The following is a 22419-nucleotide window of genomic DNA, read 5'->3' as shown; positions in this document are numbered from 1 at the left end:
GTACAGACCGTATGATTGATAAATAAAATGATTTATAGAATTTGTGGAGGCTACCAATGGTCAACGACAAGATTACTTTGAACTTTGAAATAGAAAAAGGCGAACCTATAGATCGATACTACTTTTCTGCACATATAAAGCTTACAGATGAAAGCAAAAATCTTTTGCGGGAGAAGCTTGGCAGTACAATTCAATTCGATAATCTAGATGATCACTTCAATCTTAACCATGAGAATTTTTATATCTACTACAACAAATATAGTGAGCACAATGGTAGAAGTGAGCTACACGTTAGGGATGATAACGGTAAATATTTAACCTCCAATCTTCCACTTAATTACTATGGATTCTCAATGGAACTATCACCTGACGGAGCGTCAATTGCAGATTATGGTTTTTATCCTCTGTATGCAATCTATAACCCAAATCACTATGATAAAGCAAAGGAAAAAGTATTTGATGATCACGGTGAATTGTCACCAATTGCATCAAATGTGTTAGATAATTTTTTAAGCAACACAAATAGCTTAACCACACAAGATATATTACAAAATGTATTCTCACAACTGCAGAAGAAAGCTGATGAAGAAGCAGAAAGATTGGCAAGAGAAAGAGAAGCAGAAAGACAAAGGGAGGAAGAGTTAAATGAAAAGAACGAGGAGTTAAAAGAACTTGTAGAAAAGGATGAGATTAAAATATTCAAAGTGGTAAAAGGTAATGATTTAGGTAATGGGCATTCAGCAGTAGTTTTACAACTTGATGGGGAAGAAGGTGACAAGATACCTCTCGACTCTAGTAAATACTACATAGCAGAGTATAGACACCACCCAGAATGGGAAGGCGATGAATATTTAAATTTTGTTAGCCCTGATAGTGATATGCTGGTTAATTATGAAAACTTATTTTTTGTGCTCAATCAAAGCTCCTACTCAGACTTTGAAAGTGGGTTTTATTCAGAAAACAGAACCGATCCCCATAATTATGCTAAATATTCAAAGGAACCATATTTGAGTGGTGACCAGCTATCTGAAAAATTATCTAATGAATTGGAGGAAGATAGCAATCAGATAGGTACTGAATTTACAATTGATGATGAGCAAGTAGACGAAGAAGTTGTGGTAGAGAGTGAAGCCAAGTCTGGGGAGAAAGGAACGGTTGGTGAGGATAACGCAAAAAATACTATACAGGAAGAAGAATCTAACTATATAGATCAAATGCAAGCGGATGATAGCAGCAGTTATAAACCAGCTTTGCAAAGCAATCGTGATGATTATGCTGATACGAAAAAAGCTCTGCAGAAAAAATTGCATGGAGATGAAATACACAAGCAAAGTAATGAGAAAGCTCAAAAAGATATAGAAGTAAAAAAAGTAACTGTGGAAACTGACAGTAGCAGTAATAAGACTGAAAAACAAACAAAACCAACAGAAGATGAACAAGAAACTGTTATGGCAAGTGTGATAGAAAATATGGATAAAAATTCTGATATTGAAGCAGAAACTTCTAACAGTGTTGCAAATTCACAACATCCCTTAAAAATAAAGACAGGAAGTCCTCTTGAAGTGGGAAAGTATAAGGTGGAGCTGCAAGTGACATATGATGATGTAAAGAATTTTTATGATACCGTACGTGGTAAATATCATGCTGGCGATGGATATAACTACGAACAAGTAATGGTTTTATATAATGAAATTGTTAGGCCCGCTCACAATCATCATTACGAGCTGTTTACTCTTGATGAAGCACATGTTGCTAATGATCACCTGTTTATCAAGGGTCAGGATTTTGGAACTCTAAATGATTTTAATGAGATGTTCTATAAAAGTGATGAGTTAATGTGATGTAAAAAGCAAGATTCAATCTGGTGAACGAGAGTTAACTGACAGAGGAGATTGACACGTATGCCTTTATCTTTAAGATTGTTTATCAAGTATAGACATCAGCTCGCCCCATTCTCTTTTACCAATATTACTTTCTTCTCTAGTAACGTTTTCCCCTTTAATTAATTTGCGAATTATTTCTAGACCAGTTCTTGAAATACAGGCTGATTCTAGGCAATATTCAACAAAGGCATTGTAGGCCAGTGGAACCCATTTTTTTATTATATCCAGCATAACTTCTGCATAAACTCTGATTTCATATTGGGCATGCTTATCAGCTCTAAGCTTCAAAAAATGAAGGAGATTATGCAGATCTATTTTCCAATAAAATTGCGTGTAGTAATTAAGCATTAGGTTAGTTCTGGCAATTTCTCTTGCAAGCCCCTGCTCAATAAATTTTTCATAATGAGAATATACTAAATTAGAGTCATTTGTTAGAGAATCTATTATTTCCTTTGAGGTATCTGGATCAAAAGCTTCCCCGCTACCTTGTTTATTATTGTCAGATTGTTTTGCAACTTGTTCTGGTTTAGGTGTATAAAATTCATTATCAAGTATTGAATACCTTGCTGAATATTCATTCACATTTGCAGTTCTATGCCTTATCCATTGCCTTGCAACAAAAATTGGAAGTTTCACGTGAAACTTAATTTCACACATTTCAAATGGAGTTGTATGATGATGTCTCATTAAATACTTTATAAGTGCTTCATCCTGACTTATCTGTTTTGTTCCCTTACCATAAGAAACACGAGCAGCTTGAACTATAGCGCTATCAGAGCCCATATAATCCACTACTCGAATAAATCCATGGTCTAATACCTTATGTTCTTCATATAAGATTGCATCTATTTCTTTTACTATAGTTCTTTTGGTTGCTTCATTCATAAAATATCCTCAAGACGAAATGGAGATATCAGCTCCACATGAATTGAGTTTTTCATGCATTGCTTCATATCCTCTCCATAAATGATGTGAATTGTTTATTATAGTTTCTCCACCGGCTACCAAAGAAGCAAGCACCAAAGCTGCTGTTGATCTTAAGTCAGTAGCATATAGATTAGCTCCAGATAAGCTTTTTATTCCACTTATAGTAGCTTTGCTTTTCTCGATGCTGATATTAGCACCTAACTTTCTCAATTCATCTGCATGTGTAAATCTGTTTTCAAAAATGTTCTCTTCAATTACTGATATCCCATCAGCGATGCACATTGCAGACATCAGTTGTGGTTGCATATCACTGGGAAAATTGGGGTATGGATCTGTCGCAACGTTAGCAGACTTAATAGAGCCATTTTTTCTGGAAATAACAATGCCTCCATCATACAGTTCAACCATAGCTCCTATAGTCTCCAACTCATTTGTAATACACCTTATATCAGATAGATTTATTCCTTCCAACTCCAACTTACCACCGGTTATTATAGCAGCTAGTGCATAGGTGCCTGCTTCTATGCGATCTGGTATTATTTTATGAACACATCCATTTAGTGCTTCAACTCCTGTTATTATGACCTTTGTATTATCAATTTCAATATCAGCACCCATTTTCTTCAGAAAATCTATTAAATCAAGAACTTCCGGCTCAGTTGCAGCATTGTTTATTGTTGTCACTCCTTCTGCAAATGTTGCTGCCATTATTACATTTTCTGTTGCGCCAACACTTATTTTCTCAAATGTGATTTCTTTTCCTTGTAGCTTTCCTTTCACTGTTGCAATTATATTATAGCCGTCAATTTCAATTTTAGCTCCCATTTCTTCTAATGCTTTAATATGCATATCAACGGGACGCTTTCCAATGTTGCATCCACCAGGAAATGCTGTTCTCGCTTTGCCAAATCTGCTAAGCATTGGACCCAATATTAGAAAAGAAGTTCTTAGCTTACTTGCGGTTTTATATGGCATCACGTGATTGTTGATATTGCTGCAGTCAATTTTCAAAGTATGGTTCGCTTTATAATTTTTATTGTGCATAAAGTTTACTTCTGCTCCAAGACTTTCAAGCAACTTAGACATTAGATGCACATCAATTAAATCAGGTACATTATGCAAAATTACCGGGGAGCTACTTAATAGACTTGCTGCCATTATTGGTAAAACAGCATTTTTTGAGCCATTAATCTTGATTTTTCCGACCAAAGGTTTGTAGTTATTTCTTATTAATATCTTGTGCATTTAATTAGATATAAAGTATAATTCATTAGTTTATTGAAGTCTTACTAAGTATAATAGATTGACCGTAAAAGGCAAAATTTGCTTTTTCTTCCTCATCATCCCAGTGTCATGCTACCTGCATGACACCTGATGCGAATTGCCCCCGAAATTTTATACTATGAATTACTCAAATGACGCTCTCGAGCTTTATCAAACCAAATAACACCAATTGCAACAATGAAATAACCAGCTGCTCCTAATGTAAGGCGAATTACTGCATCGAAAGTTGACAGAGGAGGAGACGGCATTAGAATGCTCAAAACACTATACACAAGATTATTTGTTGCATGAGCAATAGTTACTGGCCAAATCGAGTTGTCTTTTTCAAACAACCAGGTAAACATTATAGACATTGCACAAATATAAAGGGTATAAGCACAAATAGTCGGGAATGTAAAGCCATCCTTCCACAAAGCTGAGCCAGCAACCACATAAGTTGGTATGTGCCATACTGACCAAATAATACCGACAATAATTGCTCTGATATAAAAATTTGATATTTTGCTTTTAAGATTTTTCAAAAGATAGCCACGCCAACCGATCTCTTCACCAAGAGACATAATGATCCACATCACAAAGGTTGATAATAAAACAAATAACATCACTAATGGACTCAAAACTGCACTCAAATCCTTTACACGGTCTAACGTAAAAGACTCTCGGAAAAATGAAAAACCGCAGTAAATTGACAAAAGACCATTGGAAATTAGCATACTTACCAGAATAAGTATAAACCCTAATAGACAGTTTTTTGGCGAACTAAGTTTAAAAAGATCCCTTACCTTCTGTTTATTATAAATGGTTAGCAAAATTGCAACTGAAGCCGGAACAAATGTTGTTAATAATGTTATGTCTTTGAAAGGTAAGCACCAAGCTATAATGCACGTCAAAAAATATGTAATTACAACAAATAATGTACAATTAATAGTGGTTAAATTCATGCATACGCCTATCAATTCCTTTTCTGCATTATTGATCTTTATTCATAAATTGTCAATAAAATACTTCTTCAGGGATGAATAGAATATTTTTTCTTTTTGAATTGCTATTGATAGTTTAATTTTTATATGTATTCCCTTTCACAACCGTTTGTCATCCCAGTGTCACGTGCTGGGATGACAGTAGGAGAGCTGCTTGCATGACAAGAGGAGGGTACTGGAATGACAAGAGGAAGACACTGGGGTGACATCAACTAAACTTGTCCAAATATGAGCGATGCATTAGTGCCACCAAAACCAAACGAATTAGAAAGTGCATATTGAATTTTATGCTCCTGAGCTTTAAACGGTACAAAATTTAAATCACATCCTTCTGAAGGCTTGTGTAAATTTAAGGTTGGCGGAATAATTCCATTATTTAACGCAAGAATACTGAATATTGCTTCAATGCTCCCTGCAGCACCAAGTAAATGTCCTATAGAAGATTTAGTTGAAGAAACAGGTATTTTATAAACGTAGTCACCGAATAACTGTTTCATTGCTATTACTTCAATTTTATCTCCAAGTGGCGTTGAAGTTCCATGTGCATTGATATACCCTACTTGATTGGGATTAATTTGTGCGCTCTTTAAAGCAAGCTGCATTGCCTTAAATGCGCCTCTTCCTTCTGGATGTGGTGCTGTAATGTGGTGCGCATCTCCTGTGAGTCCGTACCCAACCAGTTCAGCATGTATTTTTGCCCCCCTTTTTTTTGCATGTTCGTATTCTTCCAACACCAATATACCTGCTCCTTCACCCATAACAAAACCATCGCGTTCTGCATCCCATGGTCTTGAAGCTTCTTTGGGTTTATCATTGAATTTAGTTGATAACGCCTTCATAGATGCAAAACCTGCAATTCCAACTCTACACAGTGCACTTTCTGCTCCACCTGCAATCATAACATCCGCTTCACCAAGTTTTATAGTTCTTGCTGAGTTTATGATTGCATGCGCACCTGTTGCACATGCGGTTACTGCTGAATCGTTTGGACCTGTAAATTCGTATTTAATAGAAATATGGCCAGATATCAAATTTATTAGACTTGCAGGGACAAAAAATGGACTGACACGTCTGGGCCCTTTTTCCTGCATGGTAATTACATTTTCCTGAATTGACGGAAGACCACCTATACCAGAGCCAATAGTTACACCAACACGTTCCCGATTGATATTTTGGCTTTCCAAAATTAATGAATCATCTACTGCCTGAATAGCTGCTGCAATACCGTAATGAATAAAACGATCTGTCCTTTTTGAGTCTTTCTCAGAAATATAATCTAGTGGATTGAAATGGTGCTCAATGTTGTCTGATTGCAACGGCACCTGCCCTGCAATTTTGCAAGCAAGATCAGAAGAGTCAAATCTATCCGTATTGATTGCTTTTATGCCAGACTCACTTTTTATTAGCCTTGACCAAGTGTTGTCAACATCTGCCGCTAGTGGAGTGATTAAACCAACACCAGTGACTACTACTCTTCTGCTCATTTAACACTAACTATTAGCCTTTTTTATTATTAATGTACTCAACTATTTGCTCCATAGTTTCCATTTTTTGTGCGTCTTCATCTGGAATTTCTATTCCGAACTCTTCTTCTGCCGCCATGATGATTTCAACTGCATCTAAACTGTCTGTACCATGCTCCGAAAGCTTTGAAGAGCTGTTGAATTTCTCTACATCCTTACTAATGTGCTCTAGTATAATCTTTTTTACTTTTTCTTCTATGTCTTCTCTAGTGCTCTTTGCTAGTTCGCTATTCACATTTCTTACCAAAAAAATAACCTATTCTTTGATGTTATAAAAAATTTTTATGTTTGCAATATCTTTTATAACTGGTAAACTACAGTAAAGTTTTCTACTGCCCTAGCTGGCTAGCGTTACGTGCTAAACAATTAACAATTCAAAAATGCTAGACGAAACAACAAAAAATTTGCTTATTGTAGAAGTAAATAAACTCTTACCCGAAAATAGCGAGAATAAGCTTATATCAGCTATGCGTTATATACTCCTTGCTCCTGCAAAACATATACGCTCCTTTTTAGTCGTAGCTTCATCGCGAGTGTTTAACGCGGAAGCTAAAAAAGTAATATCAGTTGCTGCAGCAATTGAATTTGTTCATGCTTACTCTCTAATTCACGATGATTTACCGTGCATGGACAACAGTGATACTCGCAGAAGCCAGCTAAGCTGCCATAAAAAATTTGATGAAGCAACAGCAGTGCTTGCCGGAGATGCACTACTTACTCTGGCTTTTGAGGTATTATCTTCGTTAAATGAGAAACGCTGTGAGATCATAAAAGTTCTTTCTCAGGCAATAGGAATTAGGGGAATGGTGGGAGGACAGGCTTTAGATATTGGTGCAGATTTTAACAAAATAAAAGAAATTCATTTGATGAAAACCGCAAAACTATTTGCAGCTTCATGTGAAATAGGCGCTATAATAGGAAATGCTATAGACAAGCAACGTAAAGCGTTATATAACTATGGAATAAATCTAGGGCTTATCTTTCAAGCTAAGGATGATATTGAAGACTACGAACAAGATAAAACAAATAATCTTATGTCTGTGCTTGGTAAAAGTGAAGTAGAGAACTATATAGACGGCCTCTTTAAACAAGGCTTGGATAATTTGAGTGCGCTTTCAGGGGATACTAATTATTTATATGATTTATTGAATCAAGTAAAGAAAGATGGTTAGAAAAATTATATTACAAATGCTTATTTCCATAGTAATGATTCTCACTTTAACTTCTGCTTTTGTGTTTACTATTGTCTATATAAACAAAGGTAAACCGGAAAAAAAGGACAAGCTTTATGAGATAAGTGCCACGCATGGTGGTTTGATACAGACGATAGCACATTACCTAGTGAAGCCAATACTTGAATCAGCACTTGACCGCTATATTGAAAAGCATGGGCTAACAGAATATTTAGAAGAAATGACGCAGCAAAAAGAAGAAGATTCGATAAATTTTTATGAAATTACTGAAGGCAGTGGCAGCAAGGCTTTCTGCGGCCTGGAAGTCCTACTGCAAATATATAAAATTTCTAATAATAACTTAGCAACACTCCCTAGCAAAGTTTCTGATGTTACTTTGAAAATAGGTCAAGATAACCTAAAAGAAGTGAGTTTAGGGGTAATAGGTATGAAAGAAGGCGGAGAGCGTGTAGTTACTATTGCCAATGATAACAAAATGAATTTTAATTCTTATTACGTCAAACTGATCGAAGTAAAGGATAAATATCCCGACTCAGTAAATAATCTGATGGTTTTTAATGACTTAATTAACAAGACTGGAAAACAAGTAAGGTGCGGTGATGAGATATCGGTTAAATATAGCGTAAAGGAGCATAATGGAGAATATATAGCCAAAGATCAAACAGTGCAATTTAGGGTTGGCGATAAAAAAATACCACTTGCTATAGAGCTTGGAGTTGTGGGAATGAGAGCTGGTAATAAAAGAACTATTCTTTCTCCGCCTGACCTTTTGACTATTACTGACGATATGTTAATAAAAGACATAGATTATGATGAAGAAAATATCTCAATAATTGACTTAAGCTTAGATGTTAAGCAAGAGGTCGCAGCACACCATTCTACTGTTGAAAAACAGCCTAAAGAATATAGCTGAAATTTTAGGTCTACTGGCTGACCTTCTGAACACTTTCTATACTACTTAAAGTAGGCTTTTCGTTTTTCCTAAAGTATAAACTTAGATAAATCAAGCTGCTTCGAAATTGACTCAAGTTTATCTTTTACATACTTGCTGTCTATAATGAATTTTTCGCTATTTTTCTCAGAAGCAATGAAACTTATCTCATCTAAAAGCTTCTCCATAACAGTGTGAAGCCTTCTTGCGCCTATATTTTCCACTTGCCTATTAACTGTAAACGCTATTTCAGCTATGGTTTTTATACCATCATCAGTGAACTCAAGTGTCACATTTTCTGTTTTCATTAAAGCTATGCACTGCTTTAACAAACTAGATTCTGGTTCCTTTAATATTCTTATTAAATCTTCTTGAGTAAGTGCCTTAAGTTCTACCCTGATCGGTAATCTGCCCTGCAATTCCGGTAAGAGGTCAGATGGTTTAGACTGATGAAAAGCACCAGATGCAATAAATAATATATAGTCTGTTTTTACATGGCCATACTTAGTTGTAACAGTTGTTCCTTCAAGTAATGGTAACAGATCGCGTTGCACTCCTTCTCTGTTTACTTCACCTTTTACTTCTGTACGCGCTGCAATTTTGTCTATTTCATCCAAAAATACTATACCGTCATTACTAACAAGATCAATGGCTTCTTTGATTATCTTATCTTCATCCATTAGCCTTTCACTTTCTTCATTAATTAATATTTCACGCGCTTCTTTTACCTTCACCGTAATAGTTTTTGTTTTTTTGCCCCCGTTAAACATCTTGCCCATTATTTCTGTTACATTCATCACACCAACTTGCCCACCTGGCATGCCTGGTATATCGAAAGTAGGTAACATACTCTTGCTCTCTCTGACGTTAATAGAAACTTCTCCGTCCTCAAACTCTTTATTCCTCAACCTTTCTCTAAAAATTTTTTTACTCTCTTCGGTTGCATCTTCGCCTACCATAGAGTTTACTATTGTTTTCTCAGCTAAAATTAAAGCCTTTTTAGCTAAGGCTTTACGGGCTTTCTCTTTAACTAAAACTATTGCTGCATCAACTAAATCACGTATTATCGAATCAACGTCACGTCCAACGTATCCTATTTCAGTAAACTTCGTTGCCTCAATTTTTATAAACGGTGCACCGGCAAGTTTTGCTAAGCGGCGAGCTATTTCAGTTTTACCAACCCCTGTACGACCGATCATCAATATATTCTTAGGTATGATTTCATCACGCAATGGAAATGGAACCTGATTGCGACGCCAACGATTTCTGAGCGCAATAGCAACAGCACGCTTTGCATCATCCTGTCCGATTATGAATCTGTCCAATTCTTTAACTATCTTCTGTGGTGGCAGGTCATCTAACAAAACTTGAGTACTGTCATTAACTTGAACATCGCTGTCATTTGAATCAAAACCACTCTTAGTATCTTTATAGAGGTCATTTTTTTCATCGTAGGTGTCACTACTACAAGACCGTCCTTCTGAAAGGGTTATAGGCTGATTGGAAAAATTGGTGCATAAAGTTTTTTGCTTGGAAGACATATCACTCCTCTATTTTTTCAATAATCACATTATGATTTGTATAAACACATATATCAGCAGCTATCTTCATAGCCTTTTTCGCAATTTCCTCTATTGATATTCCTTTAATGTCAATTAAAGCTCTTGCTGCAGATAGAGCAAAATTTCCCCCAGAGCCAATAGCTGCGATTCCATCTTCAGGTTCAAGAACATCACCTGTTCCCGTAATTACTAATGAAATAGATTTATCTGCAACGATCATCATAGCTTCTAATTTCCTCAGATATTTATCCATTCTCCAGTCTTTTGCAAGTTCAACACATGCTCTCATTAATTGCCCTGGGTGCTTGTCAAGTTTAGATTCTAATCTTTCAAAAAGAGTAAATGCGTCGGCTGTTGCCCCGGCAAATCCAGCAATTACGGAATCACCAGAAAGACGCCTAACTTTTTTTGCTCCAGATTTTATAACAGTGTGGCCCAGTGAAACTTGTCCGTCACCTATTACTACTACACTTTTATCTTTTCTAATTGACAGTATAGTAGTGCCATACATTTTATTGTTATCGTGTTGAATCATTTTTCTATCACTTTAAATAAGAATCTCATTATACTTTAATCTTTAGTCAAATTTACTAAATATGTTCAACTATAGCTTATAATATAATACCTTCCTTATAACATTTAAAGTGCAGATGCAAAACATAATTCACCCAGATTTGGAAAAAAGTATAAATAATTGGTTCGAAGCAAAATTTAATGGCCTTACATCGCCATTTTATAGCTCTATAGATCTTAGAAACTCCAGCTACAAAATTGCCCCAGTGGACGCTAATTTATTTCCTGCAGGATTCAATAACTTAAGTGAAGAATCAAGAACAATGGCAGCAAGATTGATAGAAAGCTACTTTAAAAGACATCAATACAAAAAGGTTCTTATAATACCGGAAAATTATACACGCAATAAAATGTATATAGAAAACGTATTTGTTATAGAGAAAGTACTGCAACTCGCAGGTTTTGAAGCTAGAATTGGCCTTTTATATAATGAAGTATACAATTTAATAGAACAGTATGAAACTGTTGTGAAAGAAAACTCTCTGCTAAAGACAACTTCAGGATTTGTGCCTGATGTTATTATACTGAACCGTGATATGACGAGCCACATTCCAGACACGCTGAAAGACGTAAAGCAAGATATAGTACCAAGCCCACTATACGGTTGGCATAGCAGGCAGAAATTTAAGTATTTTGAAATCTATCAAGAATTAGCATCTGAGTTTTGTGGCGAATTTAAAATAGACCCATGGCTAATTTCTGTGCTTACAGAGAGCTGTGATGGAGTTGATTTTGATGATGATTTGTCACTAGGAGCAGTAGCAACTAAAGTTGACCAAATATTATCTCTAGTGCAAAAAAAATATGAGGAATATGAAATAAAAACACAACCTTACGTTTTTATCAAAGCAAGCAATGGCACATATGGGATGGGCATTATAACAGCAACAAGTGGAGAGGAAATATTAAACCTCAATAAAAAAAAGCGTCATAAAATGAAAAAGATAAAAGAAGGAATAGCAATCAATAGCGTTATTATACAAGAAGGTGTACCAACCATTGACATGTTTAAAAGCAGTTCTGCAGAACCGCTAATATACTATATAGGAGATACTCCAACATGTTACTTATACCGATGTAATAGCAGAAAAGATGTATATTCTAGCTTGAATGCCACTGACTGTGAGTTTCATGATGTTAGCCAGGTTGTGGAAGGTAAAATTCTGTCACTTTGGAGTATTGTTAGCAAATTAGCAGTACTAGCGTTGGCAGTAGAAATAAAATCTTTTCACCTCTAACCCTTACATTCCCACAGCGTTACCATCGGGCAGATCATTACCATCATTACCGTGCTGAATATGGTTATGGCCAGCACTATCAAGTTCAGTGGAAGGATCATCATTGACAGGTTGTTGAAACAATTTGTCAAGCTGAACTGCCAGAAATACTGCACTATATATTATGCTAACTGTTACGCTTAAGTTGAAATTATAGATTATACCATTACCTAAGTTTATTGGTATGGTTGCAGTCTCCATTCTTTTTAATATGAAGTTTAACAAACCTAATGACAAAGTTAATGTGCTGATAATAAGGTCCTTCTTACACTTAGCAGACTTTTCAGGATCCTTATTATCTAGGTATTTTCTCCATGAATAATAGTAGCTTATAGGTTCCGAAATAAACAGAAATAGGATCGTTGATGTTAAGTGAATGTGACTTATTACGTCTGCATTACTCCTAGTAAAAAAATGGATGACTTTCAACATCATCAATGCTTCTATGATGCTGCTTGCAAGATTAGCCGATTTACCCACAATTTTTGCCAGCTCTTTTTTACTCTCAGGGTTTCTGTAATCCTTAATTAGATCCTGTAGAGTAAATGCAGAATGGGCAATGTATAGAATAGATGTCGGAAACTTTACTAGTCGAGCAACATTCCGTATAAGAAAGATATTGGATCTATTATTGTCAATGAACTCGCAGCAAAATTGCAGTGAAATCTTACACAATAGGGCTGTTAAACCTGTTGTGATGCAGATTACCTTCCTGATATCATGATTATAAGCATCATGTACCTTTTGTGCAACCGTATTTGATTTTTCTTTTAGCTTGCTTGGCATGAAATAGTTAATAAAATAATAACTTTCTGTTATTCTATCACATAAAATCCTAAAAGAAAAGCACTATAAATCAGGGCTTTAAGGGAGATTTATGCATAAATCAGCCAAGCATTTAATAAACAAAGAATCGGCACTGAGAGTTGGCACGCGAAAGTAATATCCATCCTTGATAATTGCTTTATATTCTATATCAAGTTCAACTAGAGTTTCTGAATGCTCAGAAACAAAAGATATAGGTGATAGAACTACAGGTACACCATCAATTTTTGCGCGTAATAGCTCACTTTCAGTGCTTGGCTCTAGCCAGTTTACAGGACCAATCTTACTCTGATAACATATTGACCAATCTAAGTTATTAATAGCTAACTTTTCTACTATTAACTCTACGCTTCTTTCTACCTGTGAAGCGTAAGGGTCGCCTTTTTTAATAATACTAAGAGGTAAGCTATGGGCTGAAAATAGGACTCTTGGTTTACCGATTTTGCTAGCCAATTTATAGTACTTAGCTATCAGATTAGCGTGAGCTTCAATAAAATCTTGGTTATCATAATAACGGTAAATCATTTTTGTATTGCATTTTAGGCCATACCGTTTAGCATTTTTTTGCCAATTCTCGATGGATGACAGAGTTGTGGTAGTTGAATATTGTGGATACAGTGGCAGCAGAATCACTTCATCAGGATCAAACTGTTTTACACTTTCAATAACTTCGTCAGCAAATGGACGCCAATAGCGCATGCAGATGAATACCTTGTGTACATGGTTTCTATTTTCGTTTAATTTTAGTTCTAAAGCATTAGCTTGCATTTTTGTATTCTCTAGAATTGGCGATTTACCTCCAATTTCCTCGTATATTTTTCGTGCAGTATTTTCTCGTTTCGCAGATATAAACTTTGCTAAAAGAAACCGAAAGGGATTCGGTAGATTGATTATTCTCCTGTCATAAAAAAGGTTGAATAAAAAAGGACGGACCGCATTTAGTGAATCAGGCCCGCCAAGATTAAATAAGATAACTGCCTTTTTCACCTACGCACTACTACAACAAGTTACTTTCGGGGTACCTATAAAATTAGCTACACACTCATCAAATTTAGTTATAGGCACTAAATTTCTCACATTTGCATACAATAAGTGGCCAAATCTCTGCATGTTACTCTGTGTGGATTCAAAACTTCTATCAAAAAACAGATCAACACAAAAACTTGGCACGGTTTCAAGAAGTTCAACAGCAGCTAAAGATAGCATTATACAACTTTGCAGGACCTTCAAAAAAACCTTTAGAGGGAAAAGTAAAACTTTAACGAAAAGAGAGGTGCTACTCGTTTCATTCAGTGGTTGCCCTGAATTGGGCGAATTATACTCGATGTGTTTTCTATTTTGATCAAAAGTAGGAAATTTTATAGTATCTTTCTTAAATTCCGCGTCTATTTCTTTTCTACTATGGTTAGTGATTTTTTCCATTAACTTCTCACGCAGATGAAAAGTTCTGACAATAAAACATGTGGCAATCATTAAGGCAGCACATAAAAGTGCGCATTGCATGAGGCTCATACTGCCTAGCATAGCTGGCAGTGCAAAACAAACAAGCGGTGCTATGATTGTCATTTCAAGAAATGGAATAGTGTTTCTTTTCATTGCAAAGGCAGCACCTTCTTTTAATTTTGTATTATGATGTGAACTATATTCCAAATAACTTAAAAATGCCAGACTAAAAGTCAAAAACCCTTTTGTTCCACACAAAAGCGATGACTTAAAGTTACTTACTAATTTTTTAGTAGTAGATTCAGCTTGTTTAGTAGTGTTATTTTTATAACATTTACCCATACAATACCTCCTTGATGATTTGTTCTTAATTATAGATAAAAAATCACTTCTATGAAATTAAAATTTGTAATAAAATAAATCTATAAATGTACTATTCTATATAAGGAAATAATATGGCAATTGAGAAGACACTTTCAATCTTAAAACCTGATGCAGTAAAAAATAATATTACAGGCAATATAAATTCCTACATCGAACAATCTGGGCTGAAAATCACAGCACAAAAAATGATGTTACTAACAAAAAAACAAGCAGAGCTGTTTTATGAAATTCATAAAGATAGGCCTTTTTTTGGGGAATTAGTAGAGTTTATGACCTCTGGTTCTGTGGTAGTTCAAGTTTTAGTTGGTGAAAATGCAGTAAGTAAATACAGACAAATCATGGGAGCTACCAATCCAAAGCAGGCAGATAAAGGCACAATCAGGGGTGATTTTGCTGATGATATTAGTGAAAATAGAGTCCACGGCTCGGATAGTCTAGAAAATGCTCGTAAGGAGATAGCTTTCTTTTTTGCTGAATGTGAGTTGGTGTAGTTAACTCAGATTGGCGTCATCCAAGTAGCTGACAACATAGAAACGAAAAAACTTCCTTGACAAACCTCACCAGCCCCCTTATCATGAAACTGAAGCTATTGTATTTGCTTTCGCCAATCTGCAGATTAAAAGGTAAGGATTACTTAATGTATCGGCGTCTTATGTTCAATTTTTTGCAGTATATAGATACTGTATGTCTTTACAAAACTTCATCTACATCTAGGTTTTTATCTAAATAAGCTGAACGCGCTTATAAAGCGTTACAAGACATCAAAAAATGCCAATACTCGACAGAGATAGTAAAAGACTAGCTAACTCGGGGATTCTTTGTCTTTTTTTCTGCTTAGTAAATTTCTTAAACATTTGCAGCGTAAGTTAGTTGCAATTAAAAGCGGCTGAATCTCGCTTGTCAAGCGTTTAAAACATAAAAAACGCCAATATTTTAAAGCGGATAATAACCCCAGGGCTTCTTTTGCCTTTTTTTTCATTTGGTAAATTTCTTAATATTTATAGCTAAAGTAATTTAAAAGTCCGTGAAGGGTGTCATGCCAGTGCTTGACACTGGCATCCAGTTTTCCATATAATCTCATCAAAAATGTTTATTTTCTAGCTACTTTTATACTTATCAACCCAGTATGCTTACTTACAATTAAAATTTCTGGATCCCAGTGTCTGGGCACTGGGATGACAGCTAGCCTGACAACCGTCATCCCGCTACTTGTTAGCGGGATCTAGAGATACCGAGAATGAATCGCGGTATGACGTAGGACTGCTGTCATTCCAGTCTGGAATCTAGTTCTTATTGTACATTTAGAGGTTGTCCGGAAACTAGTAAATTCAAGCATATTCCCTCTTTAACATAACCCTACTCATAGCTAGGTATATGAAATTCTCAGTGGATGTTGTGAGTAAATCATACTCCTTCGATAGCCTTCTATTCCTATTAACCCAAGCAAAAGTCCTTTCTACAACCCATCTTCTTGGCTGTACTTTAAACCCTTGTTCTCTTGTTGGTAGTAGCTCAGGTGGCGTATCTTTGTGCACCCAAAATCTACATGGAGGCCTTGTAACAATTTCAATATCTATGTCATATTCTTCCTTTATGTGATTCTTTAAATTTCTTCCTTGGTATCCCATGTCAGCCCACATTTTTTTAACTTTAGTATATTTTGTTCTCATATTGTTTAATGCTATTTTAATACCATCTCTATCATTTTCGTTAGCAGCGCCTACGTAACAACCTAGTATAAAACCCTGAGTGTCTGTAATTATATGCCTTTTTCTACCCTTTACTTTTTTACTTCCATCATAGCCTTTGATCCCCCCTTTTCTGTAGTCTTTACAGATTGACTATCTACTATACAGGCACTCGGCTGCTCATTCCTTCCTATTTTTCTTCTACTATATTTTGTAATTTCATAATTCATTTTCTCAAAAATTCCCTGCTTCTTCCATTGCCTGAACTGCTCATACACAGTCTTCCATAGCGGAAAATCATTTGGTAAATACCGCCATTGACACCCTGTACGCAATACATAGAAAATTGCTTCTAATATTTCTCTTTTGCTATACTTTGGCGGCCTTCCTCCTTTCTTGTATGATACTCTGAAGTGTTTTTCTATTCTTGCCCATTCCCTTTCGCTTAGATCTGTTGGATACTTTTTTCTCATCTTTACCCCGTACTAAAATTTCGGATATTATAGCCTTTTACTTGTTTCCGGACAACCTCTTAGATGTGGAAGTGGATTGCTCAAGAAAGTGGATAGAAAGGAGTAGATCCCTATCTTTCCCATTCCCTCCCCAAGCCATCAGAGGGTTTTATTTTCTTCTTCACTCACTCGTTCAGTACTTGAATCACCTAATTGAGAATCTGGCTCCATTTCCTGAGCTTTCTCATTAACTTTTTGTTCTACATCTTCTATTTTACCGTTACCAATAGCCATAATTGCAGGTTGAAATTTATTTATAAGATCATTAAGTGCTTTCATATCTGCTACATGAGTACTGAGGCCCTTTTCCAGAAGTCTGCTCATATCATCTTCTGAAAAATTTTGAATGGTTCCATTCTTTACTAACTCTTGTATAGCAGATCGCTGCCTTTCATTTTGAAGCATTTCTAATATTTTTTTCCCATCATCAAAACCTTTTTTAGCGTCAACGCCTTCGTTATCTTTAAGACTAATGTTTGCAATAGTTTCAAGCACGTTTGTTCTTAATCTACTAAAGTTATTCTCTCTGTCTTGAATCGTAGGTAATTTATCTATTAAATCCTTATATGAACTTTTTACTGCTTTTCCTGTTTCAATCGCACCTTCTTTTATTTTTTCCCCTGCCTTTCCTATACCTATTCCTACATAACGTGCTCCAATAGCTACAAGCGCTATTAATGTAGCAAGCACAATAAGCGGAGAAAATGCTGCTCCTAATACCATTCCAGCAGAAGCTATTCCTATTTTTTCATTTGCAGATGCTGATTTAAAATAATTGACTAGATTGTCCAGCGGACCTTTATTACTATTTATAACATTACTTATTGCTTGCTGATTAACAGATTTTAACGCCTCTTCTATTATTTTTGAGTCAACGTTTTCAGAAGTTAACCCTTTAAGTGCTTCTTCAATGAGTTTTATAAATAATTCTTTATTTACTTCCTTTTGCAAGCCTTGGTCATTAATCGCTAAACCTAAATCTTTGAGGTTCATCCCTTTAACTTGTTCTGATAGGGTTGTAAATAACTCTTTTTTCCCCTCTTGTGAGGATTGTGCAATACTTTCTATTATATCTGAAATAGCTTTTCTTAGTTCTGGATAGTCAGTGTCAAAAAACATACTATTGCTAGATTCCATATTCAGCTTCGTTGATTATAAATATGCCTAATTATACATACTAATCATTAATTATATTATAATTGATATAACATACCCCTTTCCAAATATAGAATTTGTATTAAAATATCTAGATTATATGAAATCAAGGTACTTTATGGGTGAAAAAAAATTAAAAGCTGCTGTGGTCTTATCAGGGTGTGGTCACCTTGACGGTGCAGAGGTAAGAGAAGCGGTTTTAAGTTTGCTTGTGCTTGATCAGCAGGAAGTGGATGTTAAATGCTTTGCACCTGATATCAATATCACACAAGTTATGAATCATAGAACAAAAGAGGCAACAAAAGAAAAAAGGAATGTACTTGTGGAAGCAGCAAGAATCGCAAGAGGCGAAATATATGACTTAAAAGAAGCCAAAGCTGAAAATTTTGACATGCTAGTTGTACCTGGTGGATACGGGGTTGCGAAAAATTTATCTGACTTAGCTGAAAGTAAAGACATGGTGACAGTAATGCCTGAATTTGAAAGATTAGTTTCAGAATTTTTTGTTACAAAAAAGCCAATAGGAGCGATATGCATATCTCCAGCCATCATTGTTTCAATTTTAAGTAGCAAGATAGGTAAAGAAGAAAGTAAGGTTAAGGTAACTATAGGAGATGACAGAGAACAGTTGATAGAAAGGCTTGGCGGCGAGCACATAAAATGCGATACAGAGTTATCAATAGAAGACGAAGAACATAATGTATTTTCCTGTTCTGCTTATATGCGTAGCGACGAAAGTACATACTCTGTATATCAAGGGATAAAGCATATGATTGACAGCATGGTAAAAAAGATTAACAAAAAAACTAAACAGCCATTCCTATAAGGTGTACTAAATAAGACTTCTCTATTAATCACACAATTAACTGTTGAATTTTACATTTCTAGCTGTATTATGGCTACGTAGCTAAAGTAACTTAGGTTTATCGACGCTTTACTACTTGTTAGCGGTGTGGTGTAGTGGCCATATATGTTTAGTTCTTTTTTTTAAGGTATTTTGTATGTCAGATCTTTTCTATATTGAAACTACGTGTTGTGTGGACGGTCAGTGTGATGTCTGTACAGGGGAAGTGAGTTTTAATGATGTCATGTTAGGCAAGTTCAGTCTAAATTCGTGCAGCGGGAAAGAAGCTATGATAAATCTAGACATTATTACATTCGATATTAATATCGCTATTGATGGTCAAAATGGAAAGACAATAAAAAAAGACCTTAAAGGTCTTGAATTTGTAACTAAAGATGATGGTTCTTGGTATATTAATAAGGATTTTGGTAATGATAAATTTGAAATTATAGTAAAGCAATCATAATTTTACATCTCAGGTGTAACATTTAGTATAGGTGCTACTCTATTTATAATGTTTCTTACTATAGGCGCAGCAATTACTCCCCCGGTATGGTGCATCCCTTGAGGCTCATCAATAGCAATTAGCACTATGTACCTTGGGTCAAGCATAGTTAGCACTCCTATAAATGATGCTATGTTTGCATCTTTGCTATATTTACCATCTACAACTTTTTCCGCCGATCCAGTTTTTCCTCCTATTGAATATTCCTTTATTTTTGCTTTTCTGCCAGTGCCATCTGTTACTGCTGCACGTAATAATTTTCTCATTTCCCTGGAAGTTCTTCTTGAGATAATTTGCTCTCCTATACTTCTTTTATTCAACATCAAGGTTGCGTTATGAAATATCCCATTGTTGATTAATGCTGCTGCAGTTTGTGCAAGATGTATAGGAGTTACAGCTATGCCATAACCATAAGATGCTGTTATTAAAGTGTTTTCACTCCATTTATCCGGGATTATCGGTGTGGATTTTTCTGGTATTTCTATTTTCAAAGGAGAAAATAGCTTCATAGCTTTAAAGTATTCTACCTGTTTTTCAATACCTAGTTTGACTGCAATTTTTGCTGCACCAATGTTGGATGATTTTACAAATATATCTTGCACAGTAATTTTTGGAATTTTAGATTTATGAAAATCCTGAATTTTATACTTTCCAATGGTGATTGGTGTTGATACGTCATATAAATCGCTAGTTTTTGTAGCGTTCGCATCAAGCGCTGCGGCTATTGTAAAGTATTTTAATACCGACCCCATCTCATATACCCCAAGACTGGCGCGATTAAACTTTTGTACGTCTTCTGCCTTATTCTGTAAGTTGGGATTAAAATCAGGTAGGCTGACCATCGAGATGACTTCACTATTTCTCACATTTAAAACAATTCCTACTCCGCCAAGTGCCTGATATCTGCTTACAGCTTTAGTTAGCTCTTCATGCACTATGCTTTGCACTCGTGTATCTAAGGATAGTTGAACATATTGATCAGCAGAGCGTGACCATCCCTGTCGGATGACAGAAGATTGTGCAGAAGCTTGGTCTGGTGTCATTCCAGTGCACTGACACTGGAATCCAGTTTTATGCGCAATTTCATCACAAACATTGTTTTTGACATATGTTTCTGGAATCCGTTGTTCATCACGTAATTTGTCAGTATTTTTATATCTGGATCCCAGTGTCACGCACTGGGATGACACCATCTGTTGTGTGGGGAATTGTTGTGCAGGAATTGCTTTCAAGTTGCAACATTCATACAACTGTATATCAGGTACTTGGATAACAGAATGTTGTTTGTTTTTACTTATATATGCCTCAACTCCTGCAATACCGTTGCCATCTATGTCAGTATAACCAAGCACGTGTGAAAATAAATTACTGTGAGGATATATACGCTTTATGTCGTCATAAAAATTTACTCCTGGTACACCAGCGTTTTTGATCGCTAGTAATTCTTTTGGAGTCAAGTGCCGCTTTATCCAAGCAAATTTCTTTTCTGAAGTAAGTACTCTATATAAGTTCTTGTATTCGAGGTCATGCAAAGTAGAACACAGTTGTGCTGCTATACTTTCCGGATTCTTTACTTTGGTTGCATCTATATATAGTGATGTTGTGGGCACATTTGTTGCTATTACCACTCCATTTCTATCTAAAATATCAGGTTGTTTATGTACTATATTATCTTTTCTAAAATTTTCTGAAGTAGTAAGTTGATCAAATGTTAAAGAGAATATGCGAAAAATAATTATTATATAAAATATAAATAATGGTACTATAAAACACAGTGAGCGGAGCTTATTTTTAAGTAATGCTTGCATATTTACTTGATTTGACAAAAATGGAAATCATCTTAGCTGAACCACGAGGTTTTTGTGCCGGGGTAAAAAGAGCTGTGGACATATTAGCTATTACTTTAGAAAAATACAAAAACGAGCGCCAAGTTTATGTGCTACACGAAATTGTTCACAATAAATATATAGTAGAGGACTTTAAGAAACAAGGAGTGGTTTTTGTAAGCAGTATCGAGGAAATTGAAGATAATGAAGGAATACTGATCTTCAGCGCGCACGGAGTATCAAAAAATATAGAAGATGAGGCAAAAAGAAAGGGTATTCAAGTGATTGATGCAACATGTCCTTTAGTCAACAAAGTGCATAAAGAAGCAAAAAGGTATGAAAACAGTGGTAAAGAATTAATTCTCATTGGGCATGAAAACCATCCAGAAGTTAAGGGAATTAGGGGAAGAGTAAACAATCCTATCACTTTAGTGCAAACTTTGCAGGATGTATATGATTTAAAGGTTAAAGATCCAGATAATTTGTCTTATGTTACACAAACTACGTTAAGCATCGACGATACCCGTGACATTATTGCTGCCTTGAAATTAAGGTTTCCAGGCATAACAGGTCCAGATTTAAAGGACATATGCTATGCAACGCAAAACAGACAAAATGCTGTTAAAAAGCTAGCTGAAATTGTAGACATGGTATTAGTTGTAGGAAGTAAAAATAGCTCAAATTCAAACCGCTTATTAGATCTGTGCACTGCTAGAGGAAAAAGAGCCTACTTGATTGATAATTACAGATGTGTAAATAAAAGCTGGTTCCAGGGCGTAGAAAAGATAGGAATCACTGCAGGTGCTTCCGCTCCTGACATATTGGTTGATGAATTAATGGACTACCTAAAAGTAAACCTGAGTGTAAAAATTTCAGTTATGCCAGGTGGTATTATTGAAAATGTTCAGTTTAAAATACCGAATCTGGTTTAAAACACAACTTATCTACTAAGCTTCTCTTGAAATCACACAGACCAGCATCTATAGCTAAGACGTCATGCCGCGATTCATTAGACTTCTTGCATAACCATATAACGAACTTTTATTGGAAATAGAAACGAAAAAACTTACTTGACAAACTTCGCCAGCCCACTTATCATGATAG

General features: G+C 35.5%; 22 protein-coding genes and 1 pseudogene. 9 read left to right on the top strand and 14 right to left on the bottom strand.

Translation table 11 applies throughout. The features are described from left to right. The first annotated feature begins 56 nt into the window (after positions 1–56). Complete coding sequence (locus tag AACH21_RS01110; protein ID WP_077188420.1) at positions 57–1841, top strand: hypothetical protein; 1785 nt, start codon at positions 57–59, stop codon at positions 1839–1841. Positions 1842–1913: 72 nt separating this feature from the next. Here AACH21_RS01110 and thyX read toward each other — a convergent pair whose 3' ends face one another. From thyX to AACH21_RS01095, 3 genes are all read right to left on the bottom strand, one after another. Next, positions 1914–2768 carry an FAD-dependent thymidylate synthase gene (thyX, locus tag AACH21_RS01105; RefSeq protein WP_015589436.1) on the bottom strand — a complete coding sequence of 285 codons (855 nt, stop codon included), beginning with the start codon at positions 2766–2768 and terminating at the stop codon, positions 1914–1916. A gap of 9 nt (positions 2769–2777) precedes the next feature. Next, entirely contained in the window at positions 2778–4055 is a 1278-nt protein-coding gene (gene murA / locus AACH21_RS01100; protein ID WP_006279833.1) for a UDP-N-acetylglucosamine 1-carboxyvinyltransferase, read from the bottom strand. 155 nt (positions 4056–4210) lie between these two features. Beyond that, on the bottom strand, positions 4211–4654 hold the full coding sequence (locus AACH21_RS01095; protein ID WP_231115834.1) for a CPBP family intramembrane glutamic endopeptidase: 444 nt from the start codon (positions 4652–4654) through the stop codon (positions 4211–4213). Between the two features lie 238 nt (positions 4655–4892). On the opposite strand from AACH21_RS01095, the gene AACH21_RS01090 reads away from it, so the two are divergent. Further along, the gene (locus tag AACH21_RS01090; protein ID WP_010082031.1) at positions 4893–5117 is read left to right on the top strand and encodes a hypothetical protein; all 225 of its coding nucleotides are present in this window, start codon (positions 4893–4895) and stop codon (positions 5115–5117) included. A 169-nt stretch (positions 5118–5286) separates the two neighbouring features. Here AACH21_RS01090 and fabF read toward each other — a convergent pair whose 3' ends face one another. Together fabF and acpP are read right to left on the bottom strand one after the other, a co-directional pair. Next, positions 5287–6558 carry a beta-ketoacyl-ACP synthase II gene (gene fabF / locus AACH21_RS01085; protein ID WP_338482607.1) on the bottom strand — a complete coding sequence of 424 codons (1272 nt, stop codon included), beginning with the start codon at positions 6556–6558 and terminating at the stop codon, positions 5287–5289. Between the two features lie 13 nt (positions 6559–6571). Continuing rightward, on the bottom strand, positions 6572–6832 hold the full coding sequence (gene acpP, locus AACH21_RS01080) for an acyl carrier protein (RefSeq protein ID WP_006279836.1): 261 nt from the start codon (positions 6830–6832) through the stop codon (positions 6572–6574). Between the two features lie 145 nt (positions 6833–6977). Between acpP and AACH21_RS01075 the strand changes: the two genes are divergently transcribed. Beyond that, positions 6978–7769, top strand: a complete 792-nt coding sequence (locus AACH21_RS01075) for a polyprenyl synthetase family protein (RefSeq protein WP_077188418.1) — start codon at positions 6978–6980, stop codon at positions 7767–7769. Then, positions 7762–8703 (top strand): FKBP-type peptidyl-prolyl cis-trans isomerase, encoded by a 942-nt coding sequence (locus tag AACH21_RS01070; protein WP_006279838.1) that lies wholly within the window; start codon positions 7762–7764, stop codon positions 8701–8703. Before AACH21_RS01075 ends, AACH21_RS01070 begins: the two co-directional genes overlap by 8 nt. 68 nt (positions 8704–8771) lie before the next feature. Here AACH21_RS01070 and hslU read toward each other — a convergent pair whose 3' ends face one another. Both hslU and hslV read right to left on the bottom strand, forming a co-directional pair. Then, the gene (gene hslU, locus AACH21_RS01065) at positions 8772–10262 is read right to left on the bottom strand and encodes an ATP-dependent protease ATPase subunit HslU (RefSeq protein WP_338482605.1); all 1491 of its coding nucleotides are present in this window, start codon (positions 10260–10262) and stop codon (positions 8772–8774) included. A gap of 1 nt (position 10263) precedes the next feature. Next, positions 10264–10818, bottom strand: a complete 555-nt coding sequence (gene hslV / locus AACH21_RS01060) for an ATP-dependent protease subunit HslV (RefSeq protein ID WP_077188416.1) — start codon at positions 10816–10818, stop codon at positions 10264–10266. A gap of 115 nt (positions 10819–10933) precedes the next feature. Between hslV and gshA the strand changes: the two genes are divergently transcribed. Further along, positions 10934–12094 carry a glutamate--cysteine ligase gene (gene gshA, locus AACH21_RS01055; protein ID WP_338482604.1) on the top strand — a complete coding sequence of 387 codons (1161 nt, stop codon included), beginning with the start codon at positions 10934–10936 and terminating at the stop codon, positions 12092–12094. 3 nt (positions 12095–12097) lie between these two features. Here gshA and AACH21_RS01050 read toward each other — a convergent pair whose 3' ends face one another. The 3 genes from AACH21_RS01050 to AACH21_RS01040 all read right to left on the bottom strand — a co-directional run bounded on the left by AACH21_RS01050 (position 12098) and on the right by AACH21_RS01040 (position 14743). Next, positions 12098–12919 (bottom strand): hypothetical protein, encoded by an 822-nt coding sequence (locus AACH21_RS01050; RefSeq protein ID WP_265029904.1) that lies wholly within the window; start codon positions 12917–12919, stop codon positions 12098–12100. Positions 12920–12997: 78 nt separating this feature from the next. Beyond that, positions 12998–13945, bottom strand: coding sequence for a ferrochelatase (gene hemH / locus AACH21_RS01045; RefSeq protein WP_236514410.1), 948 nt, complete (start codon positions 13943–13945; stop codon positions 12998–13000). After that, a complete protein-coding gene (locus tag AACH21_RS01040) occupies positions 13946–14743 on the bottom strand; it encodes a hypothetical protein (RefSeq protein WP_338482602.1) in 798 nt (265 codons plus the stop codon). A 113-nt stretch (positions 14744–14856) separates the two neighbouring features. Between AACH21_RS01040 and ndk the strand changes: the two genes are divergently transcribed. Then, positions 14857–15276, top strand: a complete 420-nt coding sequence (gene ndk, locus AACH21_RS01035) for a nucleoside-diphosphate kinase (RefSeq protein ID WP_182309846.1) — start codon at positions 14857–14859, stop codon at positions 15274–15276. A 599-nt stretch (positions 15277–15875) separates the two neighbouring features. On the opposite strand, the gene AACH21_RS01030 is transcribed toward ndk, so the two are convergent. The 3 genes and pseudogenes from AACH21_RS01030 to AACH21_RS01020 all read right to left on the bottom strand — a co-directional run bounded on the left by AACH21_RS01030 (position 15876) and on the right by AACH21_RS01020 (position 18122). After that, positions 15876–15986 (bottom strand): WPE palindromic element domain-containing protein, encoded by a 111-nt coding sequence (locus AACH21_RS01030; RefSeq protein WP_080717651.1) that lies wholly within the window; start codon positions 15984–15986, stop codon positions 15876–15878. A 127-nt stretch (positions 15987–16113) separates the two neighbouring features. Further along, a pseudogene (locus tag AACH21_RS01025) lies at positions 16114–16946 on the bottom strand (IS5 family transposase). A gap of 138 nt (positions 16947–17084) precedes the next feature. Continuing rightward, positions 17085–18122, bottom strand: a complete 1038-nt coding sequence (locus tag AACH21_RS01020) for a hypothetical protein (protein ID WP_338482601.1) — start codon at positions 18120–18122, stop codon at positions 17085–17087. Between the two features lie 136 nt (positions 18123–18258). Here AACH21_RS01020 and elbB point away from each other — a divergent pair, with 136 nt between their 5' ends. Then, positions 18259–18966: an isoprenoid biosynthesis glyoxalase ElbB gene (gene elbB, locus AACH21_RS01015; RefSeq protein WP_022626165.1), complete on the top strand. Its 708-nt coding sequence runs from the start codon at positions 18259–18261 to the stop codon at positions 18964–18966. Between the two features lie 175 nt (positions 18967–19141). Continuing rightward, complete coding sequence (locus tag AACH21_RS01010) at positions 19142–19450, top strand: hypothetical protein (RefSeq protein ID WP_338482600.1); 309 nt, start codon at positions 19142–19144, stop codon at positions 19448–19450. 2 nt (positions 19451–19452) lie between these two features. Here the strand turns inward: AACH21_RS01010 and AACH21_RS01005 are convergent, their stop codons facing one another. Next, entirely contained in the window at positions 19453–21297 is a 1845-nt protein-coding gene (locus AACH21_RS01005; protein ID WP_338482599.1) for a penicillin-binding protein 2, read from the bottom strand. Between the two features lie 20 nt (positions 21298–21317). On the opposite strand from AACH21_RS01005, the gene ispH reads away from it, so the two are divergent. Further along, complete coding sequence (ispH, locus tag AACH21_RS01000) at positions 21318–22247, top strand: 4-hydroxy-3-methylbut-2-enyl diphosphate reductase (protein ID WP_264329845.1); 930 nt, start codon at positions 21318–21320, stop codon at positions 22245–22247. The last annotated feature ends 172 nt before the right edge of the window (positions 22248–22419 follow it).

Source organism: Wolbachia endosymbiont (group A) of Ophion costatus (assembly GCF_963969245.1).
Lineage (GTDB): Bacteria > Pseudomonadota > Alphaproteobacteria > Rickettsiales > Anaplasmataceae > Wolbachia > Wolbachia pipientis.
The sequence above is the reverse complement of the archived record's forward strand: the minus strand, read 5'-3'. Positions and strand labels throughout refer to the sequence as shown.